Origin of the sequence: Kushneria phosphatilytica, from assembly GCF_008247605.1 — a bacterium.
Lineage (GTDB): Bacteria > Pseudomonadota > Gammaproteobacteria > Pseudomonadales > Halomonadaceae > Kushneria > Kushneria phosphatilytica.
In genome coordinates this window covers 1,236,951-1,252,766 of the sequence record NZ_CP043420.1, presented here as the reverse complement: position 1 = coordinate 1,252,766, position 15,816 = coordinate 1,236,951, and the positions used below count along the sequence as shown (strand labels likewise).

The following is a 15,816-nucleotide window of genomic DNA, read 5'->3' as shown; positions in this document are numbered from 1 at the left end:
CATTCAGGACTCAGGCACGATCAATTGATGGATCGTGCCTTTTTGCATCCTCTCCTCAACATGATGAATAAAAAGCCGTGCTGTATCTGTCAACAAACCGGGATTCCAGGCCATCGAGCTGATCTTTTTCATGTTCGAATCGATTTCCTTGTATACGACATGGTCATTTTTTATATAGGTTGCAGATTGCGGGAGTAATGTAACGCCCATTTCAGCAGCCACAAGTGCTACCAGTGTTTGCTGTTCCTGAGCTGTCTGGATGACATTGGGTTTGAAACCATGCTCCTTGCACAATGTCAGAATTGCATCGTAGTAACCGTGACCTGCTTCGCGGGGCGTCATGACCCAGTTTTCATTGCCAAGTCTGCTTACATCAATAACCTGACAGCCAGTCGCCAGTGGATGATTTTTGGGCAGACAGGCAACGAAGCGCTCTTCCAGTATAGTGATACTATCTATTCGCTGGTCAGAAACCGGAGAAACAAGAAAACCTATATCAATGGTTCCATGAATCAACCCAACAATCTGATTGTATGTAGTTAACTGTTGCAGACGTATATCGATGCCAGGATGATTCTTCTTGAAATCCTTGACAATAGACGGGAGCACATGAAACGACATGGTGCCACTAAAACCTATGGAAACGGTCCCTTCCTTGCCTTGTGCGATTCGTTGGGTGAATTCAATTTCCTTGTCCAGCGCCGCTATGCATTTTCTGGCTGCTTCGAGAAAATACTGACCCGCTGGCGTTATACGAACTTCCTTGTTATTTCTGACCAGCAGTTGAACACCGATTTCTTCTTCAAGATTCTTTATCTGATTGCTCAATGGTGGCTGAGAGATATTAAGTAGCCTGGCAGCGCGCCCAAAGTGCAGCTGCTCGGCAACAACTATGTAATACCTTAAATGCCTCAGTTCCATACAAGCTCTTTGAGGGTCTCTGACAAGCCGATAAAAATCACCTTCATCAGGCTGATATTACAGCGTTTTCCGCTGAAAGAAATGATCAGTTAACCATGATGCGCGTTCCGGCATTGGCTTCGAAAGCTCGCTCGACCAGGTGCTCTCTGAAAACTGAGTAAAAAGACCGAGCCGGGAGCTCGGTCATCGACGACATTAAAGCCGCTCAGATTGCCTTGAGGCTCGTGGATTTGAAGATGGCTTTCGGCATATAACAGGACACGACCCAGTTTGGCTGGTCGACAATCTCACTAATGCGTAATTGCCCTGCCACACTGCACAGTGCATAGGCCATCTCTTCTTCCATCCCCGCCTTTTTCACAAGGCGATCCATCATGAATCGAACAGCATCCCGAGCGCCCTGCATCAGATCAGCGCCCACCCCCGTGGTCACGATAAAGCCTTCATTGAGGGATTGATCCCTCTCGACAGGTGGCATATCAAACATCGGTGCCAGAATCCTGTCCCCTTTATGCAACCGAATTGTTGCGGTGGCTTTCATACCGGTTTCGACGGCCGTGCCACAGACTTCTCCATCACCCTGACAGGCATGAGTATCGCCAATACTGAGCAATCCGCCCCTGACCTGAACGGGTAAATACAGTTTGGAACCTTTGACGAGATCACGAATATCCAGATTACCGCCACACAGACGAGGCGGCACAATGGAGTGTTGTCCGGGTTCTGCTGGCGCCAGACCGATGGTGCCTGCAAAGGGGCGAAACGGAATCACGATATCATCGCGAAAGTACACCGACTCACTGTCGTATTCCGAGATTTTCAGCCAGGGCTGCGTGAAATCATCGGCCAGCAAGCCGAATCCGGGAATAAGGCCGGTCCACCCCCATGCGCCAGGTTCGAAATCTTCCAGCTCGATTTCGATGACATCGCCGGGATCAGCATCCTCGATAAACAGAGGACCACAGACCGGGTTCAACGCATCATGAGGCAAGCGAGTCAGGATGTCGGCCTGACTCTCCTTTTGGATCAGGCCGCCACTGGCATCCTGGATGTCAAAACATCGAGTGTCGCCCGAGCTGATGGTTTCTACCGGCTGGAGCGCGTGATCGAAACAGTGATGAATGTCATGAATGGTCTTGAAGTTCATCCTAGATCTCCATGCTGACAGACCGGCCGCGACGTTGCGCCACGGCGTAAATGGCCACGCCCAGGATGGTCCATCCAAGGCCCGTGAGGATCGTGTAATACTCGAAGCCACTCCAGATATAACCCACTACGGCCAGACCCAGCAGCGGACAGATGACATGGAGAAATACGTTGGCGGACTTCTTTTTAAACACGAAATAGTAAAGGGTGCTGATATTGAGCACCATGAAGGCGGTCAGCGCCCCGATGGTCACGATTGACGTGAGCAGGGCGAGATAATTCATGAAGGCCATCCCGACCACGATGGATACCGCTCCAACAAGCAGCGTACTGATATAAGGCGTTTTGAATCGCGAATGCACACGTGAAAGCGGTTCCGGCAACAGTCGATCACGCCCCATGCTGTAGAGGATACGGGCTGTCGCGATTTGTGCGACCAGGGAATCGGCAATGCCCCAGGCAATCGCCGTGGTGGCCGCAGTCAGAGTAGCCAGCCAACCACCGCCTGCGATACGCGCCGTTTCATAGAAGGCGGTATCAAGATTCTCGAATTTTGCAGGATCCGGCTGAATCAGCGCCGCGATCCAGGTCTGGGCGATGAACAGGCCACCGATGATCAGAAGGACCAGGAAGATCGCTCGACTGACGGCTCGCCCGCCCCCCCTGGCCTCTTCTGCCAGAGTCGAAATGCCATCGAACCCCAGAAAACTCAGAACAGCGATAGGCACGGCAGAAATGATCAGGCCGAGTGAGAAGTTATCAGCATCATAAACCGGGGCTGCCGAGAAGACGGCACCGTTGACATGATGGCTGACCGCGACGACCCCCATGATCAGGAAAATGGCGAGCACAAGAAGTTCTGCCACCAGCATCCATTTGTTGAATGCCGCCGTAAAACTGATCCCGCGGATGTTGATATAAGTATTGAACAGGACAAACGCCACAATGAGGATCAAAGGCGATAGCGCAGGAAATATGTCATGGATCGCCAATGCACCCACCACATACAGCAACGCCGGAATAAGAATGTAATCCAGCAACATGACCCAGCCGGCCATGAAGCCGATAAAACCATTGCTGCCCCGTGATACATACGAATATACCGAGCCTGCTACAGGGAATTCCCTGGCCATTTCGGAATAACAGATGGCCGTGAACAGCATGCCGACAAGCCCGATAATGTAGGCCGTAACGATCATGCCTCCACTGGCACTCATCACGTGGCCGAAAATCCCGAAGGGCGCAATGGGCACAATGAAGATGAGGCCGTAGATCACGAGATCTCTCAGCTTCAGGGTTCGGGAAAGCTCCTGCGTATACCCAAGGCTTTCCAGCGTGTTGTGGCTCACAAGAAATCTCCTTTTGTTCTAGTCGGTTAGCCAACATCTGACATGGCCCTGTGGGAGCCGTTGGCCTTCTTGTAGCGCTCGATACTGGTAAGCTGTGCGCGGGTCCGGTCTGATGCCATCAGTCATGCAGAGCTCGTTTTACAACGGCCTTTTGGACCTGAAGAGCACACTCAGCCCGGCAATTTTTGAGTCGTGACCAGTATCGACTCACCGGAATCAGAAAATCACAGTAAAAGGTATTGTTCAAATACCTTTTGGGGGTTCTTGTGAACAAGCCGTGTCATTCAGACCGGACTTTGGCCGGGGAAACCGGTTCCGCCAGGCAGGAACTGGCCGACAGAATCGTGACGGCCATCGCGATCGGCGCTTACTCACCGGGTGATCGATTGCCATCAGAGCGTGAATTGGCGGAGCGGCAGGCAGTCAGCCGTGTGACTGTAAGAGCGGCATTGAAAATCGTCAGTGAGCTCGGGCTCATTGAGTCACGACGAGGCCGTGATGGCGGGACTTTCGTGACGTACAAGCGTGTCAGCGACGCCTCCCCCGATACGGCGCAGCGCATCCTTGCCCAGGAGATGCCTCAGCTAAAGGATTTCTTCGATTACCGCTGCCTGGTGGAAGGACTTGTCGCGAGAACCGCCGCTGAACGGCACGATCAGCAACAGGCCAGCGAGCTGCAACACCTGCTCGACGAGTTCTGCGCGACTGACGATGCCTCGCGGGCGCGGGAGCTGGATCAGAAGCTGCATGCGTGCATCATGGCGATGACGGCCAATCAACATCTTGAGACCCAGTCCAGGCAGCTCACGGCCCGAGCCACACTGGGATTTGGCTCGGAGCCCTACCCGGCAGAATCCCTGCCGCGGGCACGACGTGAACACAAGCAGCTGGTCCAGGCCATCCTGAGACGCGATGGTGACGAAGCGTTCAGGGCAGCCCAGCACCATTTCTTTCTCACGCTTGCCATCATGGAGCACTCTCTGGATGGCAAACCCCTGTAGCTACAGGTTTGGATCAACCGGGGAGCGCCACCAGGGCTTATGCCTGGCCTTCGTACTGGTCGTCGCGGACCTTCTCCAGCCAGGTCACCGGGGTGCCATCGATCGATTCCTGAATGGCAATATGGGTCATTGCGACATCGGGCGCCGCACCATGCCAGTGTTTCTCACCCGCCGGGAACCACACGACATCGCCGGGGCGAATCTCTTCGATGGCCCCTCCTTCGCGCTGAACCCGGCCAACCCCTGCCGTGACGATCAGCGTCTGACCGGCCGGATGGGTATGCCAGGCCGTCCGCGCACCGGGCTCGAACGTTACTGCAGCACCACTGGTGCGCCCGGGCTCTTCGGCGCTGAACAGTGGGTCGATGCGAACGGTGCCGGTAAAATAGTCTTCCGGCCCCGGTGTGGATGGCTGCGTGCCGACGCGATTGATTTTCATGACAACCTCCTGAAGGGTGGCGATAACACGATCGCTGATAGCAGCCGCAGGTTAGCAGCCCTCGGCGCATTGATAATCCGCTTGCACAGGCAGCACCCATGAAAGGAGCTCATGAATGCTCAGAGAGAACATGACCGGTCTGGTGGCCTTCGCCACTGTCGCCAAGGCAGGCACCTTCACAAGGGCCGCGGCACAGCTGGGCGTGTCTCAATCGGCGCTCAGTCATACGGTTCGGGATCTCGAGACGCGTCTGGGCATCAAGGTGCTGGCCCGAACAACCCGCAAGGTGGCCCCCACGGTAGAGGGACAGCGGCTGCTGGATCGGGTGGTGCCGATGCTTGAGGAGCTGGAGAGTGAACTGTGGTCGATCATCGATACCCGCGACAAGCCGGCCGGCAATTTCCGCATCACCACCACGGACTATGCCGCCAACACCATCGTTTGGCCCAAACTGCGCCCGGTGCTCAAGCAGTACCCGGATATCCATGTCGAGGTCGTGACGGACTATCAGCTCACCGATATTGTCGAATCGCAGTTCGATGCCGGTATCCGCCTGGGTGAACAGGTCAGCGAGGGCATGATCGCAGTGCGCGTGGGGCCGGATTTCGCCATGCGCGCCGTCGCCTCACCGGAGTATTTTCGCACTCATGGCCGACCCGGCACGCCACAGGAACTGACCCGGCATCACTGTATCAACCTCAGACTGCCAACCCACGGCGGACTCTATGCCTGGGAGTTCGAGAAGGACGGCCACGAGATTCGGGTCAGGGTACAAGGGCAACTGACATTCAATACCGCCGAACCGATACTTACCGCGGCCATTGATGGCTACGGTATCGGCTATGTCCCTGATGGCATGGCGGCGGAAGCCATCGCTGCCGGGAAGCTCGAAACGGTGCTGGAAGCCTGGTGCCCGCCATTTACCGGCTATTTCCTCTACTACCCTCATCGCCGGCAGTCCTCCCCGGCATTCTCGATTCTCGTTAACGCCCTGAGCCAGGTGTAATCCGAACCCGCTTTCGCAAGGCGGCGCACCGTTGCCGATGGCCACCACCATCGACCACGGCGACGGTGCCCTGTGCAGTCTTTCCCTTTCGTGCTCACCGGGCTTTCGCGGTCATCCAGTCTCAACGGCCGGCTCCGCCACTGATGACGAGCCGCCACCCTGCCTGACGCTCGAATACCAATCCGGTAATCGTGCCAGTTTTGTCCCGGGCACCCATGAGCTCGCCTCATGAGTGTTTGCATCTCTGCGCCATGGTCGGTCACAGCAAGCTGTGCAAAGGTTTCTCTCACTGGTCGATGTGTATCACTCCCCCGTCGAATGCCGGGTCATCGAAACATCCACCGGCACCGTTACGCAGAGGTCGACACGATGAAAACCAACCACCTGATGGCCGCATTGGCCCTGACCCTGGCCGCGGGCCTTGCCCACGCGGGAAACATGCAGATCAGCCATCTCCAGGATCGGGATACGGTCGTGGGACGTGCCGATCTGTTCACCGGCCACGCGCTGATCGACCCGCTCTTCGATGGCAATGATGTCCGCCAGACCACCGGCGGCGAAGTCACTTTCGCGCCGGGGGCGCGCTCCAACTGGCACACCCATCCGGCAGGACAAACCCTCGTCGTTACCGACGGCAGGGGCTGGATTCAGGAAGAAGGCGGTGAGAAGCACGTGATCCGGGCAGGCGATGTGATCTGGACACCACCGGGCGTCAAACACTGGCACGGCGCTATGGCCACGCATTCGATGACACACATCGCCATCCAGAAACAGGTCGATGGCAGCGCCGTCGAGTGGCTGGAGCCGGTCAGTGATGAAGAGTATCGACACTGATCCGGCATCACATCCGGTTGCGAGTGCTCCCGCGCCCGCACACCGGGCCGAAGGCTACTGCACCGCTTCCCGTCGCTGTTTGCCGGAGACACCACGTCATGCTCACCAGATATCTTTGCACGCTCCCCCTGCTCGGCGTGCTGGCAGCCTGCAGTCAGATGCCGGACTCACGAGCGACTCGGGACTTCTCGCCTGCGCCCAGCGAGAGCGAAATGAACCGCGTCTCGCCAGCGTTTGCGCATTACACCAACGAGATGGTGCTCGGTGAGCTATGGCACCGAGCCGGCCTGAGCCCCAGGGATCGCAGCCTTGTGACCCTATCGGCGCTGATCACTCAGCAACAGGTCGCCGAGTTGCCCTATCACTTCAATCTCGCACTGGACAATGGCGTCACCCCCAACGAGCTCTCCGAGATCATCACCCATCTCGCGTTTTACACCGGTTGGGGTAACGCCACCACCGCCGTGGCGATTCTGGAGGATGTCTTCGCGACACGGGGGATCGACAACTCGTCCGCGCCTGCGGTGCCCACGCAGCGCCTGCCGCTTGACGAAAAAGCCGAGGCCAAACGTCAGCAGTTGGTGGCCGAACGCTTCGGTGCGGTGGCACCGGGCGTAGTCGAATACACCACCGATGCGCTGTTTCAGGATTTGTGGTTGCGTCCAGGCCTGGCCCCCAGAGATCGAAGCCTGGTGACCGTCAGCGCGCTGGTGGCTGCCGGTCAGCCCGAGCAGGTCACCTTTCACCTCAATCGTGCCATGGATAACGGGCTATCCAGGGCCGAAGCCTCCGAAACGCTCACTCAGCTGGCGTTCTATGCCGGATGGCCGAGGGTATTTTCAGCCATGCCGGTCTTCAGGGCGGTGTTCGAGTCGCGCGGGCTGATCACGGATTGATCTGCACGCCTCGTTCGGAAGCACTGTGTTCAGTGCCTTTTCCAGCGCCCTTTCGAATCCTTGCACATCATCCAGGAGATCATTCGAATGCCTACCGATTTCGCCAATAAGGTCGCCCTTGTTACCGGCGCCGCCATGGGCATGGGATTCGCGACGGCCAGAGCCTTTGCCGAAGAAGGCGCCCGTGTCGTGCTTTCCGATGTCAGTCAGGGGGGCCTCGAAGAAGCGGTGCGCACACTTGAGAACGAGGGCCATGAGGTCACCGGTATTCTCTGCGACGTAGCTCAGGAAGACCAGGTCGCGCACCTGATCGAACAGACTGTCGCTACCTATGGCCGACTCGACGCCGCCTTCAATAACGCAGGCGTACAAAGCGACGCCTGCGAAACTGCCGATGCCACCAGCGCAGAGTTCGCCCGTGTCAATTCGATCAACCTGTTCGGCGTTTGGTGCTGCATGAAATACGAGCTCGCCCAGATGCGTACACAAGGCAGCGGCACCATCGTCAACTGTTCCTCACTGGGTGGCCTGGTGGGCCTGCCCGGGCGCTCAATCTATCACGGCACCAAGCATGGCGTGGTCGGCATGACCAAAAGCACGGCACTGGAATACGCCGCCCAAGGCATCCGCGTCAACGCCGTCTGCCCCGGCACCATCGACACTCCGATGGTGCAAAGGATGGTCGAGCGTGGCGATTTGCCGCTCGAGGAGATCGTTCGAGAGCAGCCAATCGGCCGCCTGGGTCGCCCTGAGGAGATTGCCTCCGCCGTGCTCTGGCTGTGTGGCCCGGGCTCTACCTTCGTGATTGGGCACGCACTACCGGTCGATGGCGGTTTCACCGCGCGCTGAAGCACTGCTCACCCCCACTCATGTGATCGCACCACCCACTTTCATTCTCAGGAGAGAAAGATGACTCAGGATATTCAGGGCAAAGTTATTGTTATTACCGGCGCCAGTAGCGGTCTCGGCGAAGCCACCGCCCGACACCTGGCAAGCCATGGCGCCATCGTGGTACTCGGCGCAAGACGCATGGATCGCCTGCAAAAGATCGTCGATGAGATCCAAGCCGCCGGCGGCAAGGCCCTGGCCCTGCAGACCGACGTGACACGCCAGGCTGACGTTCAGGCGCTGGTCGATAAAGCGGTCTCGAGTTATGGCAAAATCGACGTGATGCTCAACAACGCGGGGCTCATGCAACAGTCACCTCTCGAGAAGCTGAAAATCGACGAGTGGGACAACATGATCGATATCAACCTCAAGGGCACGCTTTACGGCATCGCCGCAGTGCTACCGCAGATGAAATCACAGCAGTTCGGCCATGTGATCAATGTCTCCTCGGTCGCTGGTCACAAGGTGACTCCGGCGGGCACGGTCTATTGCGCCACCAAGCACGCGGTACGAGCCATCAGCGAAGGTTTTCGCCAGGAGGTCAAGGACTACAACCTGCGCTCGACGATCATCTCCCCGGGAGCCATCGATACCGAGCTGCCCAGCCATATCACCGATTCGGAATCCTCGGAGGCGATCGGCGGCTTTTACGCCTCAGCGGCAATTCCGGCGGACTCCTTCGCGCGCATCGTCTACTTCGCGATCACTCAACCTGAAGATGTCGATATCAACGAGGTACTCTATCGGCCCACCTCTCAGCCGCTATAAGAGGCACCTTTTGCCGAGTCGACACAGAAGCTGATAGCCATCAGCTGTAACGAACAAACGTAGCCGCCATGGCGGTGAATCATGATCCTGCCGAGGTAGGGCACTCAAATACTGGCAGTGAGTGCCAGCTATAACAAAAAGTGCTCTACCCTGCCTGATAGCAATAAAACATCTCTGATATAAATCGGTCGCAGTCAATTTTGAACACTATTTTTTACAACCTTGGGGATTATAAATAATACAAACCACCAAGCCTACGATTACAGAAGCCAGAAGCGTCAAAAATAATGACTGATGGCGCCCAATTTCTGCTAAAAGATCAAAAACTAAAAGGAAAAGGGTAAGTCGGGGTTGGCAGGCCCGGCAGAACGTAAAAATGCACTTAAGGATTATGAGTTCGCTTTTAAATCAATAAGATACTGAAAAGTCTACGAAATCAACCGTAACCTAGCAAAGGTTAAAGTATTGGATTATCAGAAGCTTAGCGAAGGTTAGTGTAACCTACCCGAACCAGCTACTGTACCGTCAGTGTACCGATATCAGCCCATTTCCCAAGGATTGATCGTCTCGACGCTCAGCGTCTCGAAATCCTTTATATTGCGTGTCGCCAACACCGCTCCATGCTGGATGCAGATAGCCGCAATTTGGGCATCGGCCATGTGAACCTGTCTTCCTACGCCCTCGCTGGCAGCGACCTGCTCTGCGTAGTGAATCGCAGCCCCGCTATCGAACGATAGAATGCGGCCAGAGAAATCTTCCTCGAACATTGCCGCCGCCATGGCCGCGAAACCACGCTTGCGTTTGCCGTCTGGCAGGCGCTCGATACCATAGAGAATTTCTGCGACTGTAATAGCGGAAATTGTCACGGAAATAGCGTCCTGCCTATCCAGCCAGTTGACAACCCGGGTGTCTGGCTCAGGCCGCATCAGCTCAGATAGCACATTGGTATCAAGAACAATCATGCGCCGAAGCCCGGATCACGAGGCTTATCCGACCTAGGCGATACTTCCAGCTCGATGCCCCCCGCGTCTGCGAACCGCTCACGTATGCGACTCCCTAGCCCCTTTGCTTGAGGCTGGTTCAAGGCACTACGCAGAATGATGCGAACCTCCTCTTCCATGGAATGGCCATGCCTAGCCGCCTCCATGCGAAGCTGAGCCTTCAATTTGTCGTCCAAGTTGCGAATCGTGATCGAAGCCATGCCAGACTCTCCATATGATTACAATGCTATCAATGATAGCATGAAGCCAACGAGTGCGCCTATGCATGGCTATAGGTATCATGCTGGCCCTAAGCGAATGGGCGGTAAAGGGAGGAGGGTTGGTACCGTACCGGCTCTCCTCTAATGTATGAGCCGAAGTTGAGCAATTATTTAATAAGCCAGGGAAAAGAAATGCCGTCACAATCTGATAATAAGTATTTTGATATTTTCGTTTCACCGATTTTATCTTGCGAGCACTATAAGCCTAAACTTGGGGCCGGTGGTAAAGTTGGTGTCGACTTACAGAAGTTCCATGAAATATACGGGGATGACCCATTCTATTCCTGGATAGGTGTTAATAGTGATTTAATGTATGCTGCACACAAAGCTGCGGGCGGCATGACTTCAGTTTATAGGCAAATCGGTATAGGTTGTGAGCGCTTATTCAGGGAAATAATTTTTGATCAGACTGGCTACAATGATCGCGCTTTAGCCACTTGGTCTTATACTGCTCAAACAAGGTCTGGCAAAGATAAAACTCTTTCACTGGATGGCCGCTTAAAACTAGACGAAGTTGTCAATAACGAGGTTAAAGCAGCCACAGAATCTTGGCTACGAAACTATTGTGATGGGTTACAAGTTCAATACCCACCGAACGGCATAGTCTTTGAAGTAAGACAAGGCTATAAAAGCAAGGATAGCAAACGCCAAAATGGCGATATAGACAATGCTACAGTTGCTTGGTCTAAAGGCTACCTTCCTGTTTTCTCAGTCTTTTCATCCCAAATTGATAATGACATAGTAGTTAGGTACAGAAACAATAGTTGTGGTATACTCGTAGGCCTCAATAATGACAACCCAAACATTTCTCTATTTGCATTCTGTAGACAAGTTCTGGGGTATGATATGGCAGCTTTTTTTGAGAGAAATTCGGAAGAATTGCGCATGCAAATAGAAATGGTTTTGGAAAAATTACTGAGAGCTGAGTAATGCTATCTGTTAAACAAAGATCTGATTACACTTTCCGATTCAATAAAGAAATGGGAAGACATGGATGGCTAAGGCTAACCCCCGCATATTCCGTAAAACTTGTGCAGGAGCTTGTAGAAGAAACTCCTAGGAGGGCAAGAATCCTAGAACCTTTTTCTGGCACGGCCACTACGGGCTTGTGTGCTTCTGAAAGCGGCATGGCTTCTGACTCATTGGACATTAATCCATTTCTTGTTTGGTTCGGAAATGCTAAGTGCGCTCAGTTTGAAGAGAATGAGATTGAAGCATTAGAAGCGCGCATTGACCGTGTCATTAACAACCTCCCTCAGTTTTTAGAAATTGAAAACTGGGCACCTAAAATACATAACATCGAAAGATGGTGGTGCGGGCATACTCTGCCACTACTGTGTGCTTTAAGGTCTTCTATTGTTGATGAGTTTGGAGAGCCTAGCGAGAATAAGTACAGCTCACTCGCATGGATTAGTTTTTGCAGGCTAATGATTGAAACATCTTCCGCTGACTTCAATCATGTTTCAATGTCCTTTAAAGATAAGGTCACCAGATATGAAATTAACCAAATAAAACTTCTTTTCAAAGACATAGTTGAAGCTATTACTTTTAGCGCCAAATCCAATCTTACAGGTAAGGCAGGGTTTTTCCTAGGTGACTCTAGGACTCTAGACGCCTTGGGCGATAATACTTATGACCATGTAATAACCTCTCCTCCTTACCCAAACAGGATGAGCTACATCCGTGAGCTTCGCCCATACATGTATTGGACAAAGTTCCTTAATGAGAAGCAAGAAGCAGGTGAGCTTGATTGGCGTGCGATAGGTGGAACTTGGGGAACGGCCACGAGCAAACTTAAGGACTGGGCTCCTGATAATGTGAATCTTCCCGAAAGTCTCTTAGCTGTTTGCGAAAAGATTTTAAATGCTGAAAATAAAAACGCCGAACTGATGGCCAGGTATGTCCATAAGTATTTCTACGATATGCACAGCCATTTCTCTAGCTTAAGAAATCACCTTAATCATGGAGCAAAAATAGATTACATAGTAGGCAACTCATCATTCTATGGTAATCTGGTGGATTCTGAGCAGATATTTGAATCTTCATTACATTCTCTCGGATACAAAAATGTATCATCGAGGATAGTTAGAAAAAGAAACAGTAAAAAAGAGCTCTATGAATTTTGCGTTTCAGCCACTTGGAATGGTTGAAAATAACACTAGCTTAATCGGCGGTTTTTATTGGGCAAGTGCAACACTTGGCTTATCAGACATGGTATTGCCGTGACCTAATACTACCGCCGTCTCGCTAGGCGGCCCTAGCCAAATCTAATGTAATGAAGAAACCGCAGAACCTAAATAACTTGTACTTTATCTCGTATTTCAGAGCGCAATTTTTCGATTCGAGATAACAGGGCAGACAACTCGATCATCTCCGCCACTTCCCCTCTCTGACCTTCACTATTGGTCAACGCCATCTTCAAGAGCCCACCTAGCCTTCCAAGGTCGCCATTCAGCTTCATCAAATCACCTACCGCTGCATAGTCGAGCATAGATTTGGGCTCATAGCCCAAGCCAAGGTTTCTCAGAAAGGCAGAGGAACTCATGTTGCAGGCTTTGGCGTTACTCTCTATCGACAGCTTTTCGCCTTCATCGACCCAAACCTTGATCGGCTTTTGACGCACCCTTGTCTGACTTCCCATTTTATCTCCTTGTCACTTAAGCGGCGGTAGCCGCTCTGCCTCGCAGAGCAGGATCTGTGTCGAGCCCCAAGGGCGAGTAAGCCCTATGCATTGTTGGCCAGCCGCTTGCGGCGTAGGCCTACAATGCACATCCTGCCATTTTCTTCTGAGGCATTTTAAGGCATTGCCCTATAAGTGCCTTACAGTGCCCTTGTTTGCCCTACCTTGCCTTTATTTGCCTTACTGTGTCTTAGCGAGCCCTACCGTGCCTTTGTTTGCCCTAGCGTGCCTTATGATGGCGCCTTTCATCCGGGACATTATTGCCGCAGCGCTTTGCAGCAACCCTCCGATTGAATCGGAACGCCAAAAGAAGAAATAACGCTGCGTACAGCGCAATCGGTAAGACCAGGATGCCTAGACGACCTAGTGGCTCCATCATTTACTCCCGCCGAACTAGTAACCGTGACAAACTCACGTAAATATTAGAAACTCGCTGCTCAGCAATAGCCCCACGTGAACTCATCACTAAAATCGCTTCAGAATGCCCTCTGAGGGCTTTCTTCAACCAACCCATCCAACCCCCTTAGGTTGAGCATTTAAGCGCCTCAGGAAGCATCGTTACGCCTTTTTGGCGTTATTTTTCATTTCGCCTTGAGACAACTGCTTTTTGATCTGCAAGAAGGCTTCCCTGCCTTGCGTCGCTTCTGGCTGCCCATACCCCGCTCGGCGTGAGTACTCAAAGCAGGCATAGGTGGGCTCGAAATTTCCTTCGTGATAGCGACGTACGACTGCTCGAAACCAGTTCACAGGTGCTTTGTTTATTCGCCCGCACACCAAAGCACCCTTCAGCTCATCAATCAGCAGGCCCGCATAGCCAAGGTCGACTTGGTGAAGCATACGCGCAATCAAGGCCTTCTCGCCTTGCATCACTGCATCGGGCAATGACCCGACCATCTCCTCGACTGACTCATGCTCATTCTCGAAGTTATCCACAGGGTCGCTCCTAACTTCCTTTTTTACTTCCTTTGTTTGTTCTAGGGGTGACATAGCTGTGTCACCCCCGGGGGTGTCACCCGTGTCACCCTCCCCCTGACACCCTGTCACCCTCCCCCCCTTTGGGGGTGACAGGGTGTCAGGGGCCCTATCAAGCGCTAGGTAATAGCAATTAGAGGTTTGGCGACCGTGCTTATCGTAACGGGGCTCGATGGTAAGCAGGCCGTCTGCCCGTGAATCCTTCAATACTCGCTGAACAGTCCGAGTAGAGCTGCCGCTCTTTTCCGCGATCCGGTTCATGCTTGGCCAGCTCTTCCCTTCGGGGTCGGCATGATAGGCGAGCACCATCAGAACCATCTTGGTGGTTGAGTCGCGCTTCAGAGCGAAAACCCAGTCCGCGGCACGATAATTCATTGGTCATTCCGCTGAGGCGATGTACTCGGCGATCTCAGGCGTTCGGAAATACACCCGGCGACCGATCTTGATTCGCGCTTTTTTGATCTCCTGCGCATAACCGTGCGGTTTACTCATAGCTATGCGAAGACCATCGGGGCTCCGATGTAACAGCTCAGCAAGCTGGGGCAGGCTAATGAGAGGTCCATATTTTTCGAGCAGGGAGCGCTCGATTGCGATCTTTGTCGTTTCCATCGGTCAGCATCCATTGGTTACGTTGGTTTGCGTAATCTATGCCGAGCAAAGTGGAAAGAAAGGAACCATATATGTAAGAATGGTTGACAACCTTAGACATATCCTAAGGACAAGCGGATGCGTGAGGATTTCTACCTGCTCAACCCAGTCCCCGGCTGCTCGCCGGAGCTTGCGGAAGCCCTTATTAATTTTCGAGACAATGTCACGGAATCGCACACGACAGGTTCCAGGCGCTGGTCGATTTGGTCATTAGTCAGGGATGCATTGGATGAGAGCGTCAACGCTTGTCTGAAAAGACACAACATGGAGAACTTACTTAGCGGAGAGGCATTTTCAGAATTCTGCAAGAAAAGAAGTGCTGATAGAGCCGATATTCAAATTTCAGAAAGATTCAAAAAATATAAAAACACAAGCGCTACGGCTGACGCTGACGTAATTCGAAAAGTATTAAGATTCTGTTCTTATCGGGATTCTAAACACACTAGTAATTACTATTTCTCAAAAACCAAAACACAAACAAATAGAACAGGTAGACAAAAACCCCATTGCGAACTTTGTTGGAAAAAGAGTCGTGCAGCACAAGAAATAGATTTAGGAAAAGATTTCAGCTTGGAAAGCTCAAGGTTTTGCGAAGAGCATGACCCTAGAAACCCGAAATCCTTATACCGTACAGACCACAACAAAAGGGATTTATTCACCCATCATCTACATAATGTAAGAGCAACAGGATACTACTACAATATTCTTGATCCAGTACAAAAGCAGCATGCTCGGTGGGTAGCTTATAGATTGGCTCAACTCAATGTTAGAGATCGCGACATGGCTATCATGGATATGCTAATTGATGGAGTTGCGCAAGCAGAAATAGCCAGGCGCCTCGGTGTAACTAGGCAAAATATCTCTAAGCGCGCATCTAATCTTGGCAAGGCGATAGAGCTATGGAAAGAAATTAAAACCTCCACTTACCCTATCGACCCTGAAGATTTGGCTATATGGGATAACCTTCCTTAAAGCCAACCACAAACTATAAAAAGATGGCTAGAATC

Annotated in this window: 18 protein-coding genes and 1 pseudogene; 9 read left to right on the top strand and 10 right to left on the bottom strand. The window is 52.8% G+C overall.

The genetic code is table 11. The annotated features are described in order from the left end of the window. Positions 1 to 3 precede the first annotated feature (3 nt). The 3 genes from FY550_RS05580 to FY550_RS05570 form a co-directional block, all read right to left on the bottom strand. Positions 4 to 921, bottom strand: coding sequence for a LysR substrate-binding domain-containing protein (locus FY550_RS05580; protein WP_070976467.1), 918 nt, complete (start codon positions 919 to 921; stop codon positions 4 to 6). Positions 922 to 1,126: 205 nt separating this feature from the next. Continuing rightward, a complete protein-coding gene (locus FY550_RS05575) occupies positions 1,127 to 2,146 on the bottom strand; it encodes an acetamidase/formamidase family protein (RefSeq protein ID WP_233350278.1) in 1,020 nt (339 codons plus the stop codon). After that, positions 2,070 to 3,416: an APC family permease gene (locus FY550_RS05570; RefSeq protein ID WP_070976463.1), complete on the bottom strand. Its 1,347-nt coding sequence runs from the start codon at positions 3,414 to 3,416 to the stop codon at positions 2,070 to 2,072. Before FY550_RS05570 ends, FY550_RS05575 begins: the two co-directional genes overlap by 77 nt. A 266-nt stretch (positions 3,417 to 3,682) precedes the next feature. Between FY550_RS05570 and FY550_RS05565 the strand changes: the two genes are divergently transcribed. Continuing rightward, the gene (locus FY550_RS05565) at positions 3,683 to 4,417 is read left to right on the top strand and encodes a FadR/GntR family transcriptional regulator (RefSeq protein WP_267902459.1); all 735 of its coding nucleotides are present in this window, start codon (positions 3,683 to 3,685) and stop codon (positions 4,415 to 4,417) included. Positions 4,418 to 4,454: 37 nt separating this feature from the next. On the opposite strand, the gene FY550_RS05560 is transcribed toward FY550_RS05565, so the two are convergent. Further along, positions 4,455 to 4,856: a (R)-mandelonitrile lyase gene (locus tag FY550_RS05560; RefSeq protein ID WP_070976451.1), complete on the bottom strand. Its 402-nt coding sequence runs from the start codon at positions 4,854 to 4,856 to the stop codon at positions 4,455 to 4,457. Positions 4,857 to 4,971: 115 nt separating this feature from the next. Between FY550_RS05560 and FY550_RS05555 the strand changes: the two genes are divergently transcribed. The 5 genes from FY550_RS05555 to FY550_RS05535 all read left to right on the top strand — a co-directional run bounded on the left by FY550_RS05555 (position 4,972) and on the right by FY550_RS05535 (position 9,248). Continuing rightward, positions 4,972 to 5,862, top strand: coding sequence for a LysR family transcriptional regulator (locus tag FY550_RS05555; RefSeq protein ID WP_070976446.1), 891 nt, complete (start codon positions 4,972 to 4,974; stop codon positions 5,860 to 5,862). A gap of 369 nt (positions 5,863 to 6,231) precedes the next feature. Next, entirely contained in the window at positions 6,232 to 6,696 is a 465-nt protein-coding gene (locus tag FY550_RS05550; RefSeq protein ID WP_199287855.1) for a (R)-mandelonitrile lyase, read from the top strand. Positions 6,697 to 6,794: 98 nt separating this feature from the next. Then, the gene (locus FY550_RS05545; RefSeq protein ID WP_070976440.1) at positions 6,795 to 7,592 is read left to right on the top strand and encodes a carboxymuconolactone decarboxylase family protein; all 798 of its coding nucleotides are present in this window, start codon (positions 6,795 to 6,797) and stop codon (positions 7,590 to 7,592) included. A gap of 87 nt (positions 7,593 to 7,679) precedes the next feature. Beyond that, positions 7,680 to 8,441, top strand: coding sequence for an SDR family oxidoreductase (locus tag FY550_RS05540; protein ID WP_070976433.1), 762 nt, complete (start codon positions 7,680 to 7,682; stop codon positions 8,439 to 8,441). 60 nt (positions 8,442 to 8,501) lie between these two features. Next, complete coding sequence (locus tag FY550_RS05535; protein ID WP_149054405.1) at positions 8,502 to 9,248, top strand: SDR family oxidoreductase; 747 nt, start codon at positions 8,502 to 8,504, stop codon at positions 9,246 to 9,248. A 539-nt stretch (positions 9,249 to 9,787) separates the two neighbouring features. Here FY550_RS05535 and FY550_RS05530 read toward each other — a convergent pair. Together FY550_RS05530 and FY550_RS17220 are read right to left on the bottom strand one after the other, a co-directional pair. Further along, positions 9,788 to 10,210: a type II toxin-antitoxin system VapC family toxin gene (locus FY550_RS05530; RefSeq protein WP_070976425.1), complete on the bottom strand. Its 423-nt coding sequence runs from the start codon at positions 10,208 to 10,210 to the stop codon at positions 9,788 to 9,790. Further along, positions 10,207 to 10,449: a FitA-like ribbon-helix-helix domain-containing protein gene (locus tag FY550_RS17220; protein ID WP_070976423.1), complete on the bottom strand. Its 243-nt coding sequence runs from the start codon at positions 10,447 to 10,449 to the stop codon at positions 10,207 to 10,209. Before FY550_RS17220 ends, FY550_RS05530 begins: the two co-directional genes overlap by 4 nt. A 159-nt stretch (positions 10,450 to 10,608) precedes the next feature. On the opposite strand from FY550_RS17220, the gene FY550_RS05520 reads away from it, so the two are divergent. Together FY550_RS05520 and FY550_RS05515 are read left to right on the top strand one after the other, a co-directional pair. Then, complete coding sequence (locus tag FY550_RS05520; RefSeq protein ID WP_199287854.1) at positions 10,609 to 11,439, top strand: hypothetical protein; 831 nt, start codon at positions 10,609 to 10,611, stop codon at positions 11,437 to 11,439. After that, entirely contained in the window at positions 11,439 to 12,659 is a 1,221-nt protein-coding gene (locus FY550_RS05515) for a DNA methyltransferase (RefSeq protein ID WP_070976421.1), read from the top strand. The genes FY550_RS05520 and FY550_RS05515 overlap by 1 nt, the downstream gene beginning before the upstream one ends. Before the next feature lie 143 nt (positions 12,660 to 12,802). On the opposite strand, the gene FY550_RS05510 is transcribed toward FY550_RS05515, so the two are convergent. The 4 genes and pseudogenes from FY550_RS05510 to FY550_RS05500 form a co-directional block, all read right to left on the bottom strand. Beyond that, the gene (locus FY550_RS05510) at positions 12,803 to 13,150 is read right to left on the bottom strand and encodes a plasmid mobilization protein (RefSeq protein ID WP_070976419.1); all 348 of its coding nucleotides are present in this window, start codon (positions 13,148 to 13,150) and stop codon (positions 12,803 to 12,805) included. A gap of 597 nt (positions 13,151 to 13,747) precedes the next feature. After that, positions 13,748 to 14,122 carry a hypothetical protein gene (locus FY550_RS17050; protein WP_233350277.1) on the bottom strand — a complete coding sequence of 125 codons (375 nt, stop codon included), beginning with the start codon at positions 14,120 to 14,122 and terminating at the stop codon, positions 13,748 to 13,750. Between the two features lie 252 nt (positions 14,123 to 14,374). Further along, a pseudogene (locus FY550_RS17215) lies at positions 14,375 to 14,479 on the bottom strand (helix-turn-helix domain-containing protein); the annotation flags it as partial. A 60-nt stretch (positions 14,480 to 14,539) separates the two neighbouring features. Then, the gene (locus FY550_RS05500) at positions 14,540 to 14,770 is read right to left on the bottom strand and encodes a DNA-binding protein (RefSeq protein ID WP_233350276.1); all 231 of its coding nucleotides are present in this window, start codon (positions 14,768 to 14,770) and stop codon (positions 14,540 to 14,542) included. A 117-nt stretch (positions 14,771 to 14,887) separates the two neighbouring features. Here FY550_RS05500 and FY550_RS05495 point away from each other — a divergent pair, with 117 nt between their 5' ends. After that, on the top strand, positions 14,888 to 15,781 hold the full coding sequence (locus tag FY550_RS05495) for a hypothetical protein (protein ID WP_139148620.1): 894 nt from the start codon (positions 14,888 to 14,890) through the stop codon (positions 15,779 to 15,781). Positions 15,782 to 15,816 lie beyond the last annotated feature (35 nt).